This is a genomic window from Streptomyces sp. NPDC029122, from assembly GCF_055569445.1.
The window spans coordinates 248,942-267,532 of record NZ_JBVHWK010000002.1; the positions used below are offsets into that span (position 1 = coordinate 248,942).

18 protein-coding genes are annotated in these 18,591 nt (G+C 72.6%); 11 read left to right on the forward strand and 7 right to left on the reverse strand.

The window, feature by feature from the left end; all coding sequences use genetic code 11:
* Window positions 1–84: 84 nt before the first annotated feature.
* Window positions 85–1,590: an alpha/beta hydrolase family protein gene (locus ACZ4WZ_RS03550; protein WP_467884579.1), complete on the reverse strand. Its 1,506-nt coding sequence runs from the start codon at window positions 1,588–1,590 to the stop codon at window positions 85–87.
* A gap of 278 nt (window positions 1,591–1,868) precedes the next feature.
* A complete protein-coding gene (locus tag ACZ4WZ_RS03555) occupies window positions 1,869–2,933 on the reverse strand; it encodes an alpha/beta hydrolase family protein (RefSeq protein WP_467884580.1) in 1,065 nt (354 codons plus the stop codon).
* A gap of 113 nt (window positions 2,934–3,046) precedes the next feature.
* On the opposite strand from ACZ4WZ_RS03555, the gene ACZ4WZ_RS03560 reads away from it, so the two are divergent.
* Together ACZ4WZ_RS03560 and ACZ4WZ_RS03565 are read left to right on the forward strand one after the other, a co-directional pair.
* Window positions 3,047–3,679, forward strand: coding sequence for a GNAT family N-acetyltransferase (locus ACZ4WZ_RS03560; protein ID WP_467884582.1), 633 nt, complete (start codon window positions 3,047–3,049; stop codon window positions 3,677–3,679).
* A gap of 7 nt (window positions 3,680–3,686) precedes the next feature.
* Window positions 3,687–4,562, forward strand: coding sequence for a PaaX family transcriptional regulator C-terminal domain-containing protein (locus ACZ4WZ_RS03565; RefSeq protein WP_467884584.1), 876 nt, complete (start codon window positions 3,687–3,689; stop codon window positions 4,560–4,562).
* Between the two features lie 377 nt (window positions 4,563–4,939).
* Here ACZ4WZ_RS03565 and ACZ4WZ_RS03570 read toward each other — a convergent pair whose 3' ends face one another.
* The 3 genes from ACZ4WZ_RS03570 to ACZ4WZ_RS03580 form a co-directional block, all read right to left on the reverse strand.
* On the reverse strand, window positions 4,940–5,257 hold the full coding sequence (locus ACZ4WZ_RS03570; RefSeq protein ID WP_467884586.1) for a hypothetical protein: 318 nt from the start codon (window positions 5,255–5,257) through the stop codon (window positions 4,940–4,942).
* A gap of 165 nt (window positions 5,258–5,422) precedes the next feature.
* A complete protein-coding gene (locus tag ACZ4WZ_RS03575) occupies window positions 5,423–5,875 on the reverse strand; it encodes a hypothetical protein (RefSeq protein WP_467884587.1) in 453 nt (150 codons plus the stop codon).
* Between the two features lie 301 nt (window positions 5,876–6,176).
* Window positions 6,177–7,283, reverse strand: a complete 1,107-nt coding sequence (locus ACZ4WZ_RS03580; protein ID WP_467884589.1) for a glutamate--cysteine ligase — start codon at window positions 7,281–7,283, stop codon at window positions 6,177–6,179.
* A 526-nt stretch (window positions 7,284–7,809) separates the two neighbouring features.
* Between ACZ4WZ_RS03580 and ACZ4WZ_RS03585 the strand changes: the two genes are divergently transcribed.
* Entirely contained in the window at window positions 7,810–9,792 is a 1,983-nt protein-coding gene (locus ACZ4WZ_RS03585; protein WP_467884591.1) for an APC family permease, read from the forward strand.
* Between the two features lie 42 nt (window positions 9,793–9,834).
* Here the strand turns inward: ACZ4WZ_RS03585 and ACZ4WZ_RS03590 are convergent, their stop codons facing one another.
* Window positions 9,835–10,902 (reverse strand): hypothetical protein, encoded by a 1,068-nt coding sequence (locus tag ACZ4WZ_RS03590; RefSeq protein ID WP_467884593.1) that lies wholly within the window; start codon window positions 10,900–10,902, stop codon window positions 9,835–9,837.
* Window positions 10,903–11,082: 180 nt separating this feature from the next.
* Between ACZ4WZ_RS03590 and ACZ4WZ_RS03595 the strand changes: the two genes are divergently transcribed.
* From ACZ4WZ_RS03595 to ACZ4WZ_RS03615, 5 genes are all read left to right on the forward strand, one after another.
* Window positions 11,083–11,310: a hypothetical protein gene (locus tag ACZ4WZ_RS03595; protein WP_467884594.1), complete on the forward strand. Its 228-nt coding sequence runs from the start codon at window positions 11,083–11,085 to the stop codon at window positions 11,308–11,310.
* Between the two features lie 198 nt (window positions 11,311–11,508).
* Window positions 11,509–12,396 (forward strand): STAS domain-containing protein, encoded by an 888-nt coding sequence (locus tag ACZ4WZ_RS03600; protein WP_467884596.1) that lies wholly within the window; start codon window positions 11,509–11,511, stop codon window positions 12,394–12,396.
* Entirely contained in the window at window positions 12,393–12,800 is a 408-nt protein-coding gene (locus ACZ4WZ_RS03605) for an STAS domain-containing protein (protein WP_358813499.1), read from the forward strand. Before ACZ4WZ_RS03600 ends, ACZ4WZ_RS03605 begins: the two co-directional genes overlap by 4 nt.
* Entirely contained in the window at window positions 12,784–13,257 is a 474-nt protein-coding gene (locus tag ACZ4WZ_RS03610; RefSeq protein ID WP_467884598.1) for an ATP-binding protein, read from the forward strand. Before ACZ4WZ_RS03605 ends, ACZ4WZ_RS03610 begins: the two co-directional genes overlap by 17 nt.
* A gap of 193 nt (window positions 13,258–13,450) precedes the next feature.
* Window positions 13,451–14,731: a PP2C family protein-serine/threonine phosphatase gene (locus tag ACZ4WZ_RS03615; RefSeq protein WP_467884599.1), complete on the forward strand. Its 1,281-nt coding sequence runs from the start codon at window positions 13,451–13,453 to the stop codon at window positions 14,729–14,731.
* 93 nt (window positions 14,732–14,824) lie between these two features.
* Here the strand turns inward: ACZ4WZ_RS03615 and ACZ4WZ_RS03620 are convergent, their stop codons facing one another.
* Window positions 14,825–15,310 carry a MarR family winged helix-turn-helix transcriptional regulator gene (locus ACZ4WZ_RS03620; RefSeq protein WP_467884601.1) on the reverse strand — a complete coding sequence of 162 codons (486 nt, stop codon included), beginning with the start codon at window positions 15,308–15,310 and terminating at the stop codon, window positions 14,825–14,827.
* Between the two features lie 750 nt (window positions 15,311–16,060).
* Between ACZ4WZ_RS03620 and ACZ4WZ_RS03625 the strand changes: the two genes are divergently transcribed.
* From ACZ4WZ_RS03625 to ACZ4WZ_RS03635, 3 genes are read left to right on the forward strand one after another with little or no spacing between them, the layout of a single operon-like run.
* Window positions 16,061–16,213 carry a hypothetical protein gene (locus ACZ4WZ_RS03625; RefSeq protein WP_467884603.1) on the forward strand — a complete coding sequence of 51 codons (153 nt, stop codon included), beginning with the start codon at window positions 16,061–16,063 and terminating at the stop codon, window positions 16,211–16,213.
* Window positions 16,213–17,223 carry a SpoIIE family protein phosphatase gene (locus ACZ4WZ_RS03630; RefSeq protein ID WP_467884605.1) on the forward strand — a complete coding sequence of 337 codons (1,011 nt, stop codon included), beginning with the start codon at window positions 16,213–16,215 and terminating at the stop codon, window positions 17,221–17,223. Before ACZ4WZ_RS03625 ends, ACZ4WZ_RS03630 begins: the two co-directional genes overlap by 1 nt.
* A complete protein-coding gene (locus ACZ4WZ_RS03635) occupies window positions 17,220–18,491 on the forward strand; it encodes a PP2C family protein-serine/threonine phosphatase (protein ID WP_467884607.1) in 1,272 nt (423 codons plus the stop codon). The genes ACZ4WZ_RS03630 and ACZ4WZ_RS03635 overlap by 4 nt, the downstream gene beginning before the upstream one ends.
* Window positions 18,492–18,591: the final 100 nt, after the last annotated feature.

Consider the following 18,591-nt stretch of genomic DNA (forward strand, 5'->3'; position numbering starts at 1 on the left):
CGCCACGCACGCCACCCGGCCGTGTCCGCCGTGGAATCAGCGGTGAAGCTCCGTACCGGGGAGAGGGAGCAGATCGAACGACGGTTACGGGGTTGGCGTCGCAGTTCCCCGAGCCCCTGATGACGACGAGACCGTGCCGTAGGCCCGGAGGGTGTCGGCCGGGTCGCCGGGGCGGCCCCGCAGAGTGGCGTCCAGAAAGGCGAGGGTGGCCGCGGCGACGACGCGCGGGCTCTCGGTGCGGCCCAGGGTGCCGACGATCGAGGACACCGGCGGCAGGTAGAGCGGGCCGTCCATGAAGGTGAGGTGCCCGGCGCCGGGGACGGTGAGCCGGTAGCTCTTCGCGGTGCTGTGCTCGAGGGCCTCGGTGAGCCGGGGCAGGTAGCGCGGGTCGGTGCCGGCGGTGATCTCCTGGGTGAGCGCGAGCGCCGGCTGCTCCAGGGCGGGCGCGGTGGGGCCGTGGGGGTAGCCGTCCAGGTCGACGACGGAGTCGAACCGGCGGTCCTGCCGGGCCGCCTGTAGGGCGGCGGCTCCGCCCAGGGAGTGGCCGGCCACCGCGGCGCGGCCGGTGTCCAGGCGTCCGGCCAGCGGGTCGGATGTCTCACCGTGGTCCAGTCGCTCCAGCTGGGAGAGTACGAAGCCGAGGTCGGCGGCCCGGACGGCCGTCCAGCCGGCGGCCAGTTCCTCGTCCCTATCGCGGTCCCCGGAGGAGGCGGTGGTGGCGCGGATCGTGCGGCCGTCGGCGAGGACGACGACGCTGGAGTCGTACGGGTGGTCGAGGGCGGCGACCAGGTAGCCGTGGCTGGCCAGCTCCTCCGCCCAGGCGGTGTTCTGGGACCGCACCCCGCCCGACCCCGGGGAGAAGAGGACGACCGGGAACCGCTCTTCCCCGCCGGCCACCGGGGCGTCGACGACCGCGCGGCTGCGGGCCCTCGGGACGCCGTCGACCAGGAAACCGGGCAGGCCGACCCCGTCGGCGAGGGCCTCGGAGACGGTCCGCGCCTCGCCCTCCGTGCGTCCGAGGTACTGGGCCCGGGCGACGCCCGCAGGGCTCTTCCGCGCCGGGTACCAGAGCTGGACCACGACCGTGCGCCGGTCGTCCGGATCGGCCGTGAAGCTCTCGGGGCGGAGCGGGTCGGTCCACTGGACCACCCGGGTCCCGACCGCGGAGGCGCCCGTCGGCTCGGGGAAGACGGGCACGGGGAAGGCCCAGGCGGCCACCGGGCCGGTGGCGACCAGGCCGGCGCAGGCCAGCGACCCCGGCAGGGCCAGCCACCAGCGGGCCCGCCACGCCGGTCGGCCGGCACCGCGCCGCAGCAGGGGCGGGAGGGCGAACGCCGAGGCGACGGCGGCGCCGGACAGGACCGGCAGCATCTGCCAGCGGATCCCCACGACGCCCAGCACGAGCGCCGACGGTACGAGGACCGCCCCCGCCACGACGGTGACGGGCCGGCGGGCGGCCGGGGGAAGCCAGCGCGCCACCAGCAGCGCGACGGCGCCCAGCAGGACGAGGACTTCCGGAAGGGACAGGAACAGCCCCGGGATGGTTTCGGTCACCCGCCCATGCTCGGCGCCGGGCCCGCGCCGACGCATCGGCCCCGGGTCGCCGCCGACTGCGACCGGAGGTGCAACCGGGAGCCCCGGACGGGCGGCCGTCCTACGACCGCGGGAGGTGGCGGGTCTCCTCCTGTGGTCGTACCCCGGCACATCGCGCTCCGACGCCGGGCTGATGTGCGGCGCGGATCCGCCGCCCAGGTGTGCATCGGCCCGCTCACGCATGCCATGCCGCAGCACGCCGTGGTGCCCGTGGCGGTGGTGCCGCGCCCCTGACGGTCACCCCGCCCGGGCGTTCGACGCTGAGGCGTCGGGTGTCATGGGGTGGCACGGCCGCCTGGGCCGAGATCCGTGAGGAACTGCTGTTGGTCGTTCAGATATCCGTCCGCGAAGAGCGAACGGGGGGAGAAGAGCGCGGTGAGCGCGGTCTTGAGGTCCGACTGCTCGATGGACCGTTTGACCAGTGAATGGGCTCCGTCCGGGTATCGCTTGACCGTCAAGGCGCCGCCTCCGTCCAGCGCCCCGCGGTAGCCGCGCTCCGTGTCGGCGGTGTCCACGTTGATGTCGTGGCCGGCGAGGGCCAGCAATACGGGTACGCCGTGCAGGGCGCGGAGATCGTGCGTGGCGTCCGCGGTGTGGTTCTTGGAGATGAAGCTCCAGCGATCGGCGGTCATGCCCTTCGCGTCGCCGCCCATCGCCCTGACGTACTCCTCGAAGGTCGCGTCGCGTTCCAGCAGCCGGCGTGTCGTCTCGCTCCTGGTGATCTCGGCCTGGACGCGGACCGCCGACGCGCCGTCGGCGCGCAGCTCGGCCAGCAGGTTGTAGCGGCCCTGCTGGAGCCAGTTGATCGCGGGCGAGACGGCGATCACGAAACTCACGGACGTCTTGGAGGCGATCTTCGGCACGACCCAGCCCGCCTGGCTGGCGCCCCACAGCCCGATCCGGTCACCGTCGATGTCCGGGCGGGCACGCGCCCAGGCGATGGCGGCGGCGGCCTCGTCGGCCCGATCGTCCATGGACTGGTCGAGCCAGTTGCCGGGTGCGCCCGCGACTCCGGGCTTGTCCCAGGACAGGGAGGCGTACCCGGCCTTGGCGTTCGCTTCCCACATGGGTTTGTAACCGTCGTCGTGGGTGGCGCTGACGGGGCCGTCGCCGTGGACGTACACGACCAGGCCGTGCTGCTTTCGGCCGTCCCTGGGGGTGGCCAGTACTCCGTTGAGCGTGTGGCCGCCGTGGCGTATCGAGACCCGTTGCTCCTCCATGGCGTACGTGTTCTGCCACAGCACCACGCCGACGAGACCAGTGGCCACGAGCAGGACCAGGACGAGTGACCACACGGCGATGCGGAGCCCGCGCCGTCGGGGCTGGATCTTTGGAGACATGACTCTGACCGCCTCTGTTCGGTTCACGCGTAACCAAACTATCGTTGATGGAACGATCGTTCATCAAGTGATAGTTTTGGGCGGAGGTTACAGCGCCAAGAGGGGGAAACCGCATGGGATTCGACGCGACGGACACCGGCACCGGACCGGTGACGGTCCGGCGGGGCATACCGGACGGAGCCGAGCGACGGGCGGCCGAGCTGTACTGGGACGCCTTCGGCCGCAAACTCGGCCCCGCCCTGAACCCGCCGGACAAGGCGGTGTCCTTCATCGCCGCCCACCTGAACGCCGACCGCGCGGTGTGCGCGTTCCTCGACGGGCAGCTCGTCGGCCTCGCCGGCTACCAGCTCGGCGGCCGGGCCCTCACCGGCGGCTCGGCCGCCGCCGTGCTGCGCGCGTACGGACACCTGCGGGGACTGCACCGGCTCCTGCTCCTCGCCCTGTTCGAACGCCACCCGGCTCCCGGGCAGCTCGTCATGGACGGCATCGCCGTGGACCCGGGCCTACGCGGCCGCGGTGTCGGGAGCCTGCTCATCGAGGAAGTGGCCGCGGTCGCGTCCGAGCAGGACTGCCGGGAGATCCGACTGGACGTGATCGACACCAACCAGCGCGCCAGGGCCCTGTACGAGCGGCGCGGCTTCACGGCCGTACGGACCGAGCACACGCCCTGGCTTCGCGGGCTGATGGGCTTCGGCGCGGTGACCACCATGCACCGCCCCGTCGGGGCGAACGGGCCGGGAGACTGAGCGCACCATGACCGAACACATCGAGATCCCCACCCGCATGCTCGTCCACGCGCTGATCCGTGAGGACGGCACCGTCGGCGCGGACGAGCTCTACACCGTCGCCAACCTGCTGGGCATGAGTGACCAGCAGGTGCGGCTGTGCGTCAAACGCCTCGTGGCCGAAGGCCGGTTCACCCACGAAGGCCGGGGTCGCAAGGCGGAGCTGCGCGCCACCGCGGACACCGTGCGTGCCCTCGCCCCCAACGCGGACTTCCTGCGGCACGCGTTCCGGCAGGACGCCGGGCTCGCGCCCTGGGACGGTGTCTGGCACCTCGCCGCGTTCGCGGTGCCCGAATCGGCGCGCACGGCCCGCGACTCCCTGCGCGAGACCCTCGTCCACCTCGGCGGCGCCCCACTCCAGGGCGGGCTGTACGTCTGCGCCAACACCTGGGAACCGTACGTCGAAGAAGCGGCCCGCCGCCTCGGTGCCCATGACGCGCTCACCCTCCTCACCACGACGGACCTGCGAAGGGGCGCCACCCGGGAGCCCGCCGAACTCGCCCGCCACCTGTGGCCCCTACAGGAGATCGCCGAGCGCTACCACCGCCTCAGCCGCCTCGCCCAGCCCCGCCTCGCCCGACTCACCGGCCCCGGCCAGCTCTCCCCTTCCGCACTCCTCACCATCGCGGTCGAACTGGCCGCCGAACTCACTCGCGCCATGGAACCCGACCCGCTCCTGCCGCCTCAGCTCCTGCCCCGGCCATGGCCCGGCACCCAGGCCCGGGAGCTCATCGCCCGCTGCTGGGCCGCCCTGCACCGCCGAGAGCACGGCGAAACCCGTCCGGCCCTCTTCCGCCTCTACGCCGACATCACCCGAGAAGCAGCGGACCGTGCCGTGCGCTGAAAAGGGTGGAGCCGGGCCGGCAGGCCGATTTTCGGCCTGCTGACCCGGTACGGCGGAGCCGGAATCATTCGCCGTGGCCGACGCCGACTACACGGTGGCCCGGATCCGGGAGCGCGGCACCGTCGCCGCCGGCCCCGCGCCGTACCCGCCCCACGGACGGGCGGCCCTGGCCGTCGACCGCGAGGGCGCGACCTCACACGTCTCAACAGCGGCCCCGTCGAAGAGGCCGCTCCGAAACCGCAGCTGCGGCCGCGCTGGCCGGTCCACTTCGAGGTCCGCGACCTGAAGGCCGCCACCGATGCGGCTGCTCGACCAGTCGCTCACCGCCCCTTGGCCGTCGTGCCCTGACGGCATGGGGCAAGCCCGAAGCCTGCTCCTCATCCCAGGTCTTCGCCGGCCAGCCGGAGCGCCAGTTCCTGGAGGATCCCCTCGGTCCGCGGCTCGGAGCCCGTCTCGTCGTACGCACCCGCGACCGCCTCGAAGGCGGTGATGAAGCCGCTGACCAGGGCGCTCAGCGGCTCGGACAGTTGACTCAGCACGGCAGAGCCGACCTCTTCGGGACCAGCTGCCGCGGGAACCGTGAACTGGTCCGGGATGACCTCGCCCAGCAGCTCCGAGACGAGGCCCTCGTCGACGTCGGCGCGCAGAGCCGTCAGGGCGGCAATGGCTTTGAGCTTGATCTCGTTCTCGGTCATGTTCCGAGGATGCCTTGGAGGTGGCGGTGGGGAGGAGAGGGAGACGGAGGCTCGGATGTCGGAGATCACGTGGGCCTGGATCGCCGCCGGGGGATCGCCCGACCGAGTCGGCAGACTCGAACTCACGATCACCAAGCTCGATAGAGCAACCGCTAGTGAGCGCACTCAGCGCACGAAGCCCGTTACTGTGCCGTGGTTGTCGGGAGAGGTCAGGCCCCAGAGGACCAGCCCCACGATGATTGCCAGCAGGATCAGCCCCGGCACGTTCTCGGGCCCCCAGCTGACGGGCTGCCGAATCGGTGGGCAGGGCGTGGCGTCGTCGCGTGCAGCGTCGGAGTCGGCGCGCTGCCAGGGCGCGACATCGGCCTCGCCCCGAGCGATCCGCGCGGCCGTGTGGCGCACGTCCGCCGCGTGGTAGGTCGGCTCGCGGGTCAGGTCCGGGGAGGGCGCACCCGAGGTGCGTACGCTGTTGGCCCGCGCCACGGCCCTGATGCTGCACGGCCTGATCTGCGGCCAGATCTCCCGGACTTCGGCCCTCGTCAGCCAGTCTTCCCCGTCCTCAAGGTCCTGCTCGTCCGCCGCCCCCATTCGAAGTCCGCCCCCTCGCTCGCCGATCACCCTTGGCTTGATACCCGGATCGCAGGAAGATCACCCGACCGAGCAGTCACACTCGAACTCACGCCCCTTTCCCGGCCGACGGCCGGCCCCCCTTCGGCGTGTCCACTTCTCCGGCCGCCAGGAGGCCCTTTGTCGCATCCCCTGATCCGGCTCTCCATCGGCCGCACCAACGGTGTCGCCCACTACGGCGCGACATTCGCAAACGGCGAAGCCCCTGACGGCGTGCCCCACGCACTCGCCCGGCCTCACCGCCGGTCGGCCGGTCTTCCGACACCGGCCGACCGGCGGTCCGCGTCGCGCCTCAGGGTTTGATCGTCAACTCCGCGCACCGGGTGGCGACCGCCGCGAGCGACTCCCCGCTGTCGTGCAGCCGGCGCTGGACGCGGGCACCGTTGCCCCGTTCGTGCAGGTGGGCGATGGCTTCCCGGACCCGCTCGTCGTCGCCGTGGTCCACGAGGGCCTCTCGCACGTGCTGGTACAGGGCCTCGACGGCGTGCACGGCTGACGTCTCCCGCATGGTCTCGGGGTGCAGCAGCGGGCCGTCCAGGCCCGAGCGGCCGGCCCGCCAGCTGGCCAGGCGCAGCAGGCTCGTGCTGATCCTGGCAGGGGGTTCGCCGTCGCGCCACGCGCGGGCCGCGGTCTCGACCAGGCCGCGTGCGAGAGCGGCGAGCAGGACCGGGGTGGAAGCGTCCAGGCAGACGTCGGCCACCCTGACCTCCACCGTCGGGTAGTTGGCCGACAGCCGGGCGTCGAAGTAGATCATGCCCACGTCCCGGAGCACCCCGGTGTCGATCATCGCCTGGACCTGCTCGTGGTACCGGTCCGCGGAGCCGAAGACGTCGACCGGCCCGGCGGACGGCCAGCGGTTCCACACCCGGCTGCGATAGCTGCCGTATCCGCTGTCCTCACCCTGCCAAAACGGTGAGTTCGCGCTGATGGCGGTCAGAACGGCCAGCCATGGTCGGATGCGGTCCAGGACCGCCACGCCTTCCTCGTCCGATTCGACCGAGACGTGCACGTGGCAGCCGCATGTCAGCTGCTCCTGCGCCGTCAGGCCGAACTGCTCTCCCAGCCACCGGTAGCGCGGCCCCGCGCTCAGTGAGGGCCGTACCGGCAGCGGCGAGGTCGCGACGGCCGCCACCACGGCGCCCGCACTCGCCGCGTGGTGCGCCGCCTCCCCGCGGATGCGGACGATCTCGTCGTGCAGCTCGCCCATGTGGGTCACCGGTTTGGTGGCGAACTCCAGTTGTTCCTTGTGCAGTTCCTTCTCGAACGCGTGGTCCTCCCCGCCCGGGCGCAGCCAGGCCAGGCGGTCCGCCGCCGCCAGAACCGCTCCCGAGACGGCCAGCGGTTCACCGCTGCGCTCGTCCACCAAGAGCAGTTCCTCTTCCACACCCACACTTCTCATACCGCCACCCGGGGATCGCGCTTTCAGATGGTCGTCGCCTGCCCTGCCTTCCGGCGACCATGCCGCCGCGGGTCCGCCGTCATGGGCGGCTGGGCCGCGCGGTGCTCCCTGGGCTCTGCACCTCCGACGCACACCCCGAGTAGCCGGTCCCTGACATACGGGTGCGGCGGAGCTTCTCCGAGAGCCGGTCGGCGGCCCCCGCGCGTTAGGGATGCGTTAAGGGTTTACCGGGCCGGGACCCGGTCGCGCGCCCTGCGACGTCCTTCGGGCGCCGGACAGGCGGGACGGGCCGGGAGGGCCGGCTCCCGGCTGGACCCGCTCCGGGCCAGCGCTGTTGCCGCCCGGCGGCTTTGCAGGGCTGCTCGGGGACGGGCGGGGCACACGGGGCAGGAAGCGGTGCGGGCGGCCGCTCCGGGGTGAAGGCCCGGGCTCGGGCGGCCCCATACTCGGTGATCGTCGCGTGGCCCATGGTCCAGCGGCCGTCGCGCACGCATGCCACGTAGGCCAGGAAGGGTTGATGGGGGACATGAAGGAAACGAGCCAGCTGGTGATGCCGGAGGTGGTGGACAGCCCCGCCGCCGCGGAGCAGCCGTCCGGCGGACTGGCGCGGTGGATGCTGCGCCACCGGGTCCAGCCGGTGGGGCCGGCGGCCGGTGAAGGCCATACCGAGCCGCAGGCGTGGTGGAAGGTGATGTGCCTGACGGGCGTGGACTACTTCTCCAGCCTGGCGTACGTGCCCGCGATCGCCGCGCTCGCCGCCGGGGCGGTCTCCCCCCTGGCGACCCTGCTGCTCGTGGCGCTGACCCTGCTGGGGATGCTGCCGATGTACCGGCGGGTGGCGAAGGAGAGCCCCAACGGAGCCGGGTCGGTGGCGATGCTGGAGGACCTGCTGCCGTTCTGGTGGGGGAAGCTGTTCGTGCTGGTCCTGCTCGGGTTCGTGGCGACCTCGTGGATCATCACGATCACCCTGTCCACGGCCGACGCATCCGTGCACGTGGTGGAGAACCCCTTCTTCCCCGCCGCGCTGCACGGCCACGAGGTCGCCCTGACGGTGGTGCTGCTGCTGGTCCTGGGCGGGGTGTTCCTGCTCGGGTTCAGCGAAGCCGTCAGCGTGGCCATCCCGCTGGTCGCGGTCTTCCTGGCGCTGAACGCCGTCGTCATCGGCGTCGGCCTGGTCCACGTCTTCACCACCCCCGGCGCCTGGTCGCAGTGGACGGACGCCCTCCTGGACGGCGGAGGGGGCTTCGGGCAGCTGATGGGGCCCGCGCTCCTGGCCTTCCCCCTGCTCGTGCTGGGCCTGTCGGGCTTCGAAACCGGCGTGAGCATGATGCCCCTCATCGCCGCCGACGGCGAAGACCCCGAACAGCGGCTTCGCGCGCGGGTCCGCAACGCCCGCCGCCTGCTGACCACCGCCGCCCTCGTGATGAGCGTCTACCTGCTCGCGGCCAGCTTCGTCACCACCCTCCTCATACCCCACGAGGCGTTCGAACCCGGAGGCGCTGCCAACGGCCGTGCCCTGGCGTGGCTCGCCCACGAACACGTCGGGGAGGCGTTCGGCACCGTCTACGACATCAGCACCATCCTCATCCTCTGGTTCGCCGGGGCCTCCGCCATGGCCGGGCTGATCAACATCGTCCCGCGCTACCTCCCCGACTACGGCATGGCCCCCGAATGGGGACGCGCCGTACGCCCCGTCGTGATCGTGTACACCGCCCTGTGCGTCCTCATCACGATCGCCTTCAACGCCGACGTCGACAAGCAGGCCGGCGCCTACGCCACCGGCATCCTGGCGATGATGGTCTCCGGTGCGTTCGCCGTTACCGTCTCCGTCGCCCGCCGACGCCGGCGCGCCGCCACCGTCGGCTTCGGTCTGCTCACCGCGGTCCTGCTCTACGCCCTGGCCGCCAACATCGTCGACAAGCCCGACGGCATCGCCATCTCCGCCTTCTTCATCGCCGGGATCATCGTCGTGTCGCTGGTCTCCCGCGTCTCGCGCACCACCGAACTGCGCGCCGACCGCATCGTTTTCGACGAGAACGCACGCCGTTTCATCGACGACACCCTCGCCCACGACGGGGCCATCAACATCATCGCCAACCGCCGCCAGGGCGGCGACCACGCAGAGTACAGCGCCAAGGAGCGCGAACAGCGCGGCGTCAATCCGGTACCCGGGCAGGCGGACGTCCTCTTCCTCGAGATCGACGTCGTCGACCCCTCCGACTTCAGCGACACCCTCACGGTCCGCGGCGTCGAAGTGGACGGCTACCGGATCCTGCGCGCCGACGCCCCGGCCGCCCCGAACGCCATCGCCGCCATCCTGCTGGCCCTGCGCAACGTCACCGAGGTCCAGCCGCACTGCTACTTCGCCTGGGCCGAGGGCAGCCCCCTGGTCCACATGGTCCGCTACTTCCTCCTCGGTCGCGGCGACACCGCCCCGGTCACCCGCGAGATCATCCGCAGCAACGAACCCGACCCGGACCGCCGCCCCGGCATCCACGTCGGCGGCTGACCCGCGTACGGCGCGGCGGCGTACGCGGGCCCCGGAACCGGCTCAGCCCGTGGACCGTGAGTGCAGAGCCGCCAGTCCACGGGCGTGGTCGAAGGCGGCGGCGACATCGGAGTGGTCGTCCCAGGGGGCCGCGCCGCACCACCCGCCGATGAGCCGGAACTGCTCCAGGGCCTGGGGGAACCGCCCCGTCTTCACGAGTGCGGCGGCGTACAGATGCCGTACGGAGGGCAGCAGGCGGTCGTCCGGGGCGGCCTGCGCCAAGTCCTCCCGCACCCGGGCCAGCACGGACCTGGTGGCCCAGGTGCGGTAGGCCCCCTCGCCCTCCTGGCGGGCGGCTTCGTACACGGCGTGGAGGTGGATCCCCGTCAGCAGGCTGCCCGGCGGGGCCGATTCGGCCGCCGCCCTGGCGAACTGGAACATCAGCCCCTGGGAGCCGCACCACTTCTGGCACCAGTACTGGAGGGCCTGCCAGTGGGCGTCGTAGTGGTGCGGTGCGCGGCTGACGACCTCGCCCCACAGCCGCCGGAACTCGTCGTGCGGCAGCCCCAGCCCCCGCGCGGCGGCGACCATGGTGATCCACGGCGACGGGTCGCGCGGTGCCAGCCGTGCCGCCTCTCCCGCGGCGTGCACAGCGGTCGGGAGCAGCTCGGAGAAGCTCGCGATCTGCTCGTCCGAGGTGTGCCTGATGTCCTTCTCGCCGCGGGCCTCCCAGGCGCGCAGCAGTATGGAGTGGGCGTGCACGACGACGGCGTCCGCGTCCTGCGGGCGCGTCGCGCGCCAGACGCGCAGCCAGCGCTCGTCCTCCACGCAGACGTCCGCGAACACCTGGACGAGCCGCCAGCGCTCGGCCCAGTCCTCCGACTCCGAGGCCGCCGCGAGCATCGCGGCGGCCGGCGCCCATTCACCGTCGAAGGCGGACTCGACGGCCAGGCGCAGCGCGGGCTCGTCCCGGGGCGGCCCCGAGTGGCGGGTGTCGAGCTGTTCGCGGGGGACGAGCCCGTAGGCGGCGGCGTCGAAGCGCCCGGCCTTCCGGTTGCGCTGGGCGTTGCGCGCGGTACTGACGATCGCCCAGAGGAGGACGGCGAGACCGATGACACTGACGAGGTTCATGAGCACGATGTGTCATCGTGCCTGATCACGGTCACGGTAAGCGAACGTTCAGGCCAACGGTCGGACTCGTTCTGCCCGTCAGCCGGCGGCCGCCGCACACAGCCACTGCATCCTTCGGACTACTGTGGTTTCAGCCCCGGGGGTGACGATCTCGCGGCACCGTCACGAGAGGGTCGATCCGTGCGGGCAACCATCGGATACACCATCGAGAGCATCGGCTACGTCGTAGGAGCCCAGGGGCTCGTCGGCTTCGTTTCGCAGACCTTCTTCGGCGCGGAGTGGGGCTGGTTGCACAAGGTCCTCGACCTTCCGTCCGCCGCCCACCTCGGTGTCGTCGTCGCGGGGCTGGCGCTCGTCGTCGGCGGGGTGAGGACGCGGAAGGCGCCCGGGCGCCAAGGGGCCTCCTGACCCGCGGCACGCTACGCCGCGACTCGGATGCCGAACCGCCGTCACCGAGAGGGACTTCAGCCGGTTCTGCCCGTATTGACTTGTTCGACCTTTCCCCGCCGGCCCGCTGTGCGTATATTTGCCGTAGAGCAACTATTGCCGTGCATCAACTCTCGGTGCCGACGGGGGCGCTTGGGCAGCCAGTGAAGGGAGACCCGCGTGGTCAGCAGTGCGGCCGGTACGGCCGATGTCCGACGTCTCGTGGTGGAATCGCTGAAGGGCCGGGCCGACGACATAGCTGACCGCTGGGTCCTGCTCCAGATGGAGCGGGCCCCCATGGACCCCGCGAACAGCGAGCGCGAGCTTCGTTACGAAGCGGACGTGCTGGCCTCCGCGCTCCTGGGCGGTCTGGACAGCGCGCTGCCCGTGGAGCAGGTGGCCGCCGAGCACCACGAACTGCGCGAGGCGGTCCGGGACCTGTCGCTGCGCCGGGCGCGGGCCGGGGCGGCGCCGACGGCGACCTCGCTGTCCGTACTGGCCCTCAAGGAGGTCCTGCTCGGGATCGTCCGGGAGAGCATCGACGACACCCGAGCCCTGCTCGCCGCGGCGCTGCTGATCAACCGGCTCCTCGACGCGGCCGGCGCGCTGTCCTTCGCCACCTACGTGGAAGGCCGCGAGGAGATCATCCGGCGGCAGAGCCGGCAGCTGCTGGAGGTCTCGACGCCGGTCGTCCGGCTGTGGCGGCAGGTCGTCGCGGTGCCCCTGATCGGCACCCTGGACACCGCGCGCACCCAGGTGGTGATGGAGAACCTGCTCCAAGCCATCCAGGACGAGGACGCCCAGGTCGCGATCATCGACATCACCGGGGTCCCGACCGTCGACACGGCCGTGGCCCAGCACCTGATGCAGACCGTGCGGGCGGTGCGCCTGATGGGTGCGGACTGCGTCATCAGCGGGATCCGTCCCACCATCGCCCAGACCATCGCGCAGTTGGGCATCGACCTCTTCGACATCCTCACCCGGGCCACGCTCGCCGAGGCCCTGTCCGAAGCCATGAAGATCACCGGCGGTGCCGCGCCGGCGCCCCGTGCTCCGGTCATCCGGTGACGGCGCCCTCCTCGGCCGTGCCGATCCTGCGTCTCGGCGACGTGCTGGTCACCGGGCTGCTCGACGAGCTGGACGACAAGTCGGCCGTCGCCTTCGCGCGGGAGCTCACCGAGCGGATCTCCGCCGATCGGGCACGGGGTGTCCTCATCGACATCTCCCGCCTGGAGATCATCGACTCGTTCGTGGCACGGAACCTGATGGAGGTCACGAGCATGGCCCGCTTGCTGGGAGCCAGGGTGATCGTCGCGGGGATGCGCCCTCCGGTGGCCATCACCCTCGTGGAGCTGGGGATCGAACTGACCGGCGTGGAAACGGCGTTGCACGCCGAACAGGGCATGGCCGCGCTGGGCTGGACCCGGACGGCGCCGCCTCGGGAAGGGGCGCCACATGAGGCCACTGGCTGACGGCACGCACACCAGCGACGGTGGCCATCCGGATGCCCCGCAGCCGGCCGGCCGTGACGACGGACCCCTCCGGATCCCGTTGACCACGGAGGACGACCTGCTCATGGTCCGGCATGCCGTCCGTTCGGCCTCGGTCGCGGCCGGCTTCTCCATCATCGACCAGACCCGCGTGATCACCGCGGCCAGCGAACTGGCGCGCAACGCCTACGTGCACGGCGGCGGCGGGAGCCTGACGATCGACTCCGCGCGGGACGAAGGACGCACCGGGCTGCGCCTGACGATCAGTGACCACGGACCGGGCATCCCCGATCTGGCGGCCGCCCTGACCGACGGCTACAGCACCGGGGTGGGCCTGGGCCACGGGCTGGGCGGAGCGCGCCGCCTGATGGACGAGTTCGAGGTGCGCACGGAGCCGGGCGCCGGTACGACGATCACCACCACGCGGTGGCGGCGTTGACGTCCCGCGGTGCGTCATCGGTGTCGCCTCCGGGCGCGGGAAGAGCGGTGAGGGACGCGCCGCGGGCCGCGGGGCGGCTCCCCGCGGGCGTCCAGCTCACCCTGCGGAGCCCCCCGGAGGCGCTGTCCGCGCTTCCGGGCCACCCGGAGGATGCGGGCGGGGCGGCGGCGGTAGCGGCTCGGACCCCGCGGCCATGAGCCGGCTGTTCTGGGCTCTGACCCCGCTGCGCGAAGAGGTGCGCGAGCTGGCGGCGGTCTACCGGCTGCCCGCCGACCTGCGGGGGCGTCTCGTCCTGTCCGTCACCGACATGGCCGCCCCCGAATTCGAGGCCGGGCATCCCGTCAGGCTGACCGCCGTCCGCGACGCGTCGGGCACGGGCGCCCACCTGGCCGTCACCCTGACCGCCCCCCGGGCAGGGCGCCCCTTGCAGGTCGGCGGGCTCGCCCTGACGGCGCTGGCCGCTTCCGCCACCTCGGTGACCTGGAACATCACCCTGCCGGCCCCGGCCTCCACGCTCCCCGGCGGAACGCGGCGCGCCGACCGACCCGAGGACGGCCCCGGCGCACCGGCCGACCACACGGGAGCGGCTGACGAGGAACTGCGCGCCGCCCTCGCCCTCGCGGACGGGCTCGCGGCCGAACGCCGGCGGCTGAAACACGAACTGGCGGAGACCAACGCCGGGGTCCTGGCCCTGTACGTCCACCTGGAAGAGCGGGAGGAGGAGGCCGGCCAGGCGCACGGACGGGTGCTGCGGGAACTGGAGGACGCGTTGCGCCCCGAGCCGCTGGAAGTCGAGGGGGTGGAGCTGGCCGTGCACTTCGCCCCTGCCGATCCCGGCGCCCCGACCGGCGGCGACCTGTACGACTGGTTCACCCTGCCGGACGGCACGGTGCACATCACCGTCGTCGACGCCCTGGGCCACGGCGTGCGCGGCATCCGGACCGCCATCACCGTCACCCACGCGGTGCGCACTCTGGCCCTGGAGGGGCATTCGCTGGACTCCGTCCTGGCCCGCAGCCACCACATCCTCATGTCCTTCGACGCCGATCTGATGGCGACGGTGCTCCTGGCCCGGCTCGATGCCGTCACGGGGGAACTCCAGATCGCCAACGGCGGCCATCCCGCGCCGGTTCTGGTGCGGACGAGCGGAACCGCCCGGTACCTCGAAGCACGGGGAAGGGGCATCGGTCACCCCGGCTCGGGCAGTGAGGGAGTGTGCAGGGAGCGCCTGGCCCCCGGTGACCTGCTCCTGCTCTACACCGACGGACTCGTGGAAAGCCGCGAGGATCCGGTCGAAGGTGAGCGCGGGCTCATCGCGTCGGCCCGGACGCACGCCGACCGCCCTCTGTACGAAGTCCCTGCCGCCATCGCCGCGGACATGCACTCCCTCGTCCCGCACGCGGACGACACCCTCGCCCTGGCCGTCCGGATCACACCCCGCGTACCGCCGTCGGCGCCGCCTCGGCCTGCGTGACGGGGGTGAGGTGCTCGGTGGGGGTGCGGCGGGCTGGACCGGCGTCAAGGCGGCCCGTGGTGACCGGTTCGACCCGAGCACCGCCGCGGCCGCTCACGGCCCGGGGTCACGGTCGGGTGGAGCGCTGTCCGGGGGGTGTGCGGCGCGGGTGAAAGCGCGCAGGCCGGCCAGGAGGACGTCCCGTTCCTCGTCGGGCAAGTGCCGCAGGACGTCGCGCAGGTCTTCCGCGCGCCGTTCGGACAGGGACAGGAGGGCGTCCGCGCCGTCCTTGGTCAGGGAGAGGCCGATCTCACGGCGGTCAGTGGCGGCGCGGTCGCGGCGCAGGAAGCCTGCGGCCTCGAGCCGGTCGCAGAGTCTGCTCGCTGCCGGAACCGATGCGCCGACCATCTCCGCCAACCGGGAGAGGTTGGCTCCCGGAACGCGCCGTACGGCCACCAGGGCCCGGACCTGAAGGGCCGAAAGGCGGGGCGAGGAGTTCTGGCCCGCGCGGTTCCAGCAGTCCACCAACGCCTCGGCGGCGTCCGCGACCTCACGGGACGCCTCGTGCAGAGGATCGTCGGCCGGTTCCGCGCGGTCCATTGTGGCGGTCGCCTCCATGAGCGGGTGCAGTGCCCCCAGAAGCCGCCGGCATCCGCCACCGCCTCCGCGCGGGGTCTCCCGCGTCTGCCCTCTCTGACGAGAGTATGCCCTCTGGGACGGCCTCATCCCGCCCGTATCCCGATGACACCACGCGCAACTCCGGTCCCGGGTGGCGAGCGGCGTCCCCGAACCGGGAAGGTGAGGAGCAGCCGGCGCGCCGGGCCGGCGGTCGGCCTTCGGCGTGCGACGGACCACCAGGACTTCATGGCCGGGCAGACTGCGGAGAGTGACCGGTGGGTGCGGGTCCGCTTCCCTTCGGCGGGCCGGCCTGCCTATAGTTGCCGCAGGGCAACAGTTACCGTCCGGCAAATACCCGGACCCGCCGACGGGCCCCGGCCCCCTGCCCGAAAGGCACCTTCGTGATGAGCAGCGCGGTCCGTACCCGCCGGCGCGCAGAGCGCCGGCTGGAGGGACGGGAGCGGACATCACCGACCGCCGGGCCCGCCACAGCCGCGGCGAGCCGCTCAGAGCGGGCCCGACGCGGACGCGCGGGCCGCGACCAGCGGCGCGAAGACGCGCTGTTGACCGCTCTGCCCGACCCACGCGAGGACAAGGCCGCAGCGGCCATGACCCTCGTCGAACCGGGCAACGAGCCGGTCGGCGTCGAACCCGCGCCGCACACGCGACAGGGCGTGCGGCCCTCGTACGGCACCGCAGCTCTCAGCTCCCAGCCCCCGGAAGGGGTGCCCCATGACACTTCCCGCTGACCACGGCGACACCCCATGCACCCGGGACGACCCGTTGACGACCCGCCCCTCGATGCGGCCCGCCGCCGTGCGGACGCAGTACACGGAATGCGGGGCCACCGACCAGACCGGGGAACACGACAGGGGGACGCACTGATGGCCGGCTCTCCCGCGCCGGCGACCCGCCGGGTACGGATCGACCACCACAGCGCCGTGCACGACGCCGCCGAAACCGCCCGGTCCCTCGCACGGGAATGCGGGCTGCCCGGTGCCATGCCGGACCAGGCGGCGGTCCTCGCCTCCGAGCTCGCCGGAAACCTCGACAAGCACGCCGTCGACGGCAGTCTCTACCTCCAGCCGCTGCCGCTGGGCGGCGGCCTGGAGATCCTGGCCGCGGACCGCGGGCCGGGCATGGCCGAACTCGAACGCTGCCTCACCGACGGCTACACCACCAAGGGCACCCTCGGCGCGGGGCTCGGCGCCGTCCGCCGCATCGCCACGGACCTCACCATCAGCACGCGGGCCGGCACCGGAACCCTGATCTGCGCCCGGCTCACCCTTCCCGACGCACGCGAGGCGGCCCGGGAGGCGGTAGGGCTCCTCAGCCTGCCCGCGGCGAACGAGGACGAGTGCGGAGACGCCGCAGCGGTCACCGACCTCACCGGTCTGCGCACCGCCGCCGTGGTGGACGGCCTCGGGCACGGCCCCGACGCTTCCGAGGCCGCACAGGCGGCGGTGCGCACCTTCCGGACCCACGCCGAACGGCCGCTCACGGAGATCATGACCGCCATGCACCGGACCCTGCGCCACACCCGCGGCGCCGCCGTCGGCCTGCTGCGACTCGCCGCCGGAGAGGCCGAGTACTGCGGCGTCGGAAACGTCCGGGCCGTGGCCATCGGCCCGGACGAGGTCCAACTCCGGCTGACCGGCCAGCCCGGTGCGGTCGGCTGGCGGATGCCGGCGCCCCGGACGCACGGCTTCCCCCTCGCCGGCGCCGCCACCGTCGTACTCCACAGCGACGGCATCGACCTCCGCTGGGCCCATACCCCACCGCTCCGTCTGCTGCGTCTGCCGGCCCCCCTGCTCGCCGCCGCCCTCGTACACGGCTACCACCGCACCCGTGACGACGCCACCGTGGTCGCGGCCCAGCCCCGCAGCTCACGATGACGAACGGTGAGACCTTCCGCGACGTGACGGCCCTGCGCCGGGCCGTACGCGCCCTCGCCCACCACCACCGGCTGCCCGCCGAGGTGCGCGGCCGTCTGGTCCTGTCCGTCACGGAACTGGCCACGGGGCAGTTCGAGGCCGGACATCACGTCGAGCTCGCCGCCGCCTGCGACAGCGGCACCGGACACGACGGCGCCCAGCTCGTCGTCACCCTGACCGCCCCGCAGGCAGCCGCGGCCCTGCCCTGCGACGCCTTGGCGCTGCCCGCCCCCACCACCACGGCGAACTCCGCCACCTGGCGGACCGCCCTCACGCACTCTCCCGGCCGGCTCCCCCCGCCCCGAAAGCAGATGTCCCCGGGACGGTGGACCGACGCCCAGGCCGACGCGAACGCCCAGGCCGACGCCGAGGAGGAGATGCGCGCCGCACTCGCGCTCGCGGACTCGCTCGCGGCCGACCACCGGCTCCTCAAGCACGAACTGGCCGAGACCAACGCAGGCGTCCTGGCCCTCTACGTACAGCTGGCAGAGCAGGAAGAGCAGCTGCGCAGCGCCCACGGCCGGGTGCTGCGCGAACTCGAGGACGCCCTGCGCCCCCCACCACCGCGAGTCGACGGCCTCGAACTCGCCGTCCACTACGCACCCGCCGACCCGGCCGCCCCCACCGGCGGAGACCTGTACGACTGGTTCGTGCTGCCCGACGGGACCGTCCACGTCACCGTCGTCGACGCCCTGGGCCATGGCGTCACCAGCACTCGCAGCGCCATCACCGTCACCCACGCCGTGCGGGCGCTGGCACTGGAGGGACACTCCCTGCAGTCGCTCCTGGCCCGGACGCACGACCTCCTGAAACCCATCGACGCGGACCTGATGGCCACAGTGCTGCTGGGCCGGCTCGACCCGGCCACCGGGGAACTGCAACTGGCCAACGGCAGCCATCCGCCCGCCCTCCTCCTGCGGGCCGACGGCACGGCGCACTACCTGGAGGTGAGGGGCAGGGGCATCGGCTTCCCCTGTCCGGGCAGCGACACGGTCCTGACCGTCCCCGTCGCACCGGGAGACCTGTTGCTCCTGTATACCGACGGGCTCACCGAGAGCCGCCGGGACATGATCGAAGGCGAGCGCAGGCTGATCCGGGCACTGCGCGACCACGCCCACCTGCCGATGGCCGAGATTCCCGGCGCCGTCGCAGCTGACATGCACACCATCGTGCAGCACGCCGACGACACCCTGGCCCTGGCCTTCAGAATGAGGGGACCGAACAGATGAGCCGGACCGGCATCCCGACCGGGCACCCCCCCCCGTGTGCTGCGGATGGGCACACGCGAGCGGGCTGGCGAACGCCCGCGGGGGTGACTAGATTGGTGCG

Excerpts from the sequence above, each read along its gene's own strand:
- ACZ4WZ_RS03550 (WP_467884579.1), bottom strand. The coding sequence starts at position 1,590 with ATGCGTCGGCGCGGGCCCGGCGCCGAGCATGGGCGGGTGACCGAAACC.
- ACZ4WZ_RS03555 (WP_467884580.1), bottom strand. The coding sequence starts at position 2,933 with ATGTCTCCAAAGATCCAGCCCCGACGGCGCGGGCTCCGCATCGCCGTG.
- ACZ4WZ_RS03560 (WP_467884582.1), top strand. The coding sequence starts at position 3,047 with ATGGGATTCGACGCGACGGACACCGGCACCGGACCGGTGACGGTCCGG.
- ACZ4WZ_RS03565 (WP_467884584.1), top strand. The coding sequence starts at position 3,687 with ATGACCGAACACATCGAGATCCCCACCCGCATGCTCGTCCACGCGCTG.
- ACZ4WZ_RS03570 (WP_467884586.1), bottom strand. The coding sequence starts at position 5,257 with ATGACCGAGAACGAGATCAAGCTCAAAGCCATTGCCGCCCTGACGGCT.
- ACZ4WZ_RS03580 (WP_467884589.1), bottom strand. The coding sequence starts at position 7,283 with ATGAGAAGTGTGGGTGTGGAAGAGGAACTGCTCTTGGTGGACGAGCGC.
- ACZ4WZ_RS03585 (WP_467884591.1), top strand. The coding sequence starts at position 7,810 with ATGAAGGAAACGAGCCAGCTGGTGATGCCGGAGGTGGTGGACAGCCCC.
- ACZ4WZ_RS03590 (WP_467884593.1), bottom strand. The coding sequence starts at position 10,902 with ATGAACCTCGTCAGTGTCATCGGTCTCGCCGTCCTCCTCTGGGCGATC.
- ACZ4WZ_RS03610 (WP_467884598.1), top strand. The coding sequence starts at position 12,784 with ATGAGGCCACTGGCTGACGGCACGCACACCAGCGACGGTGGCCATCCG.
- ACZ4WZ_RS03615 (WP_467884599.1), top strand. The coding sequence starts at position 13,451 with ATGAGCCGGCTGTTCTGGGCTCTGACCCCGCTGCGCGAAGAGGTGCGC.
- ACZ4WZ_RS03620 (WP_467884601.1), bottom strand. The coding sequence starts at position 15,310 with ATGGACCGCGCGGAACCGGCCGACGATCCTCTGCACGAGGCGTCCCGT.
- ACZ4WZ_RS03625 (WP_467884603.1), top strand. The coding sequence starts at position 16,061 with ATGACACTTCCCGCTGACCACGGCGACACCCCATGCACCCGGGACGAC.
- ACZ4WZ_RS03630 (WP_467884605.1), top strand. The coding sequence starts at position 16,213 with ATGGCCGGCTCTCCCGCGCCGGCGACCCGCCGGGTACGGATCGACCAC.
- ACZ4WZ_RS03635 (WP_467884607.1), top strand. The coding sequence starts at position 17,220 with ATGACGAACGGTGAGACCTTCCGCGACGTGACGGCCCTGCGCCGGGCC.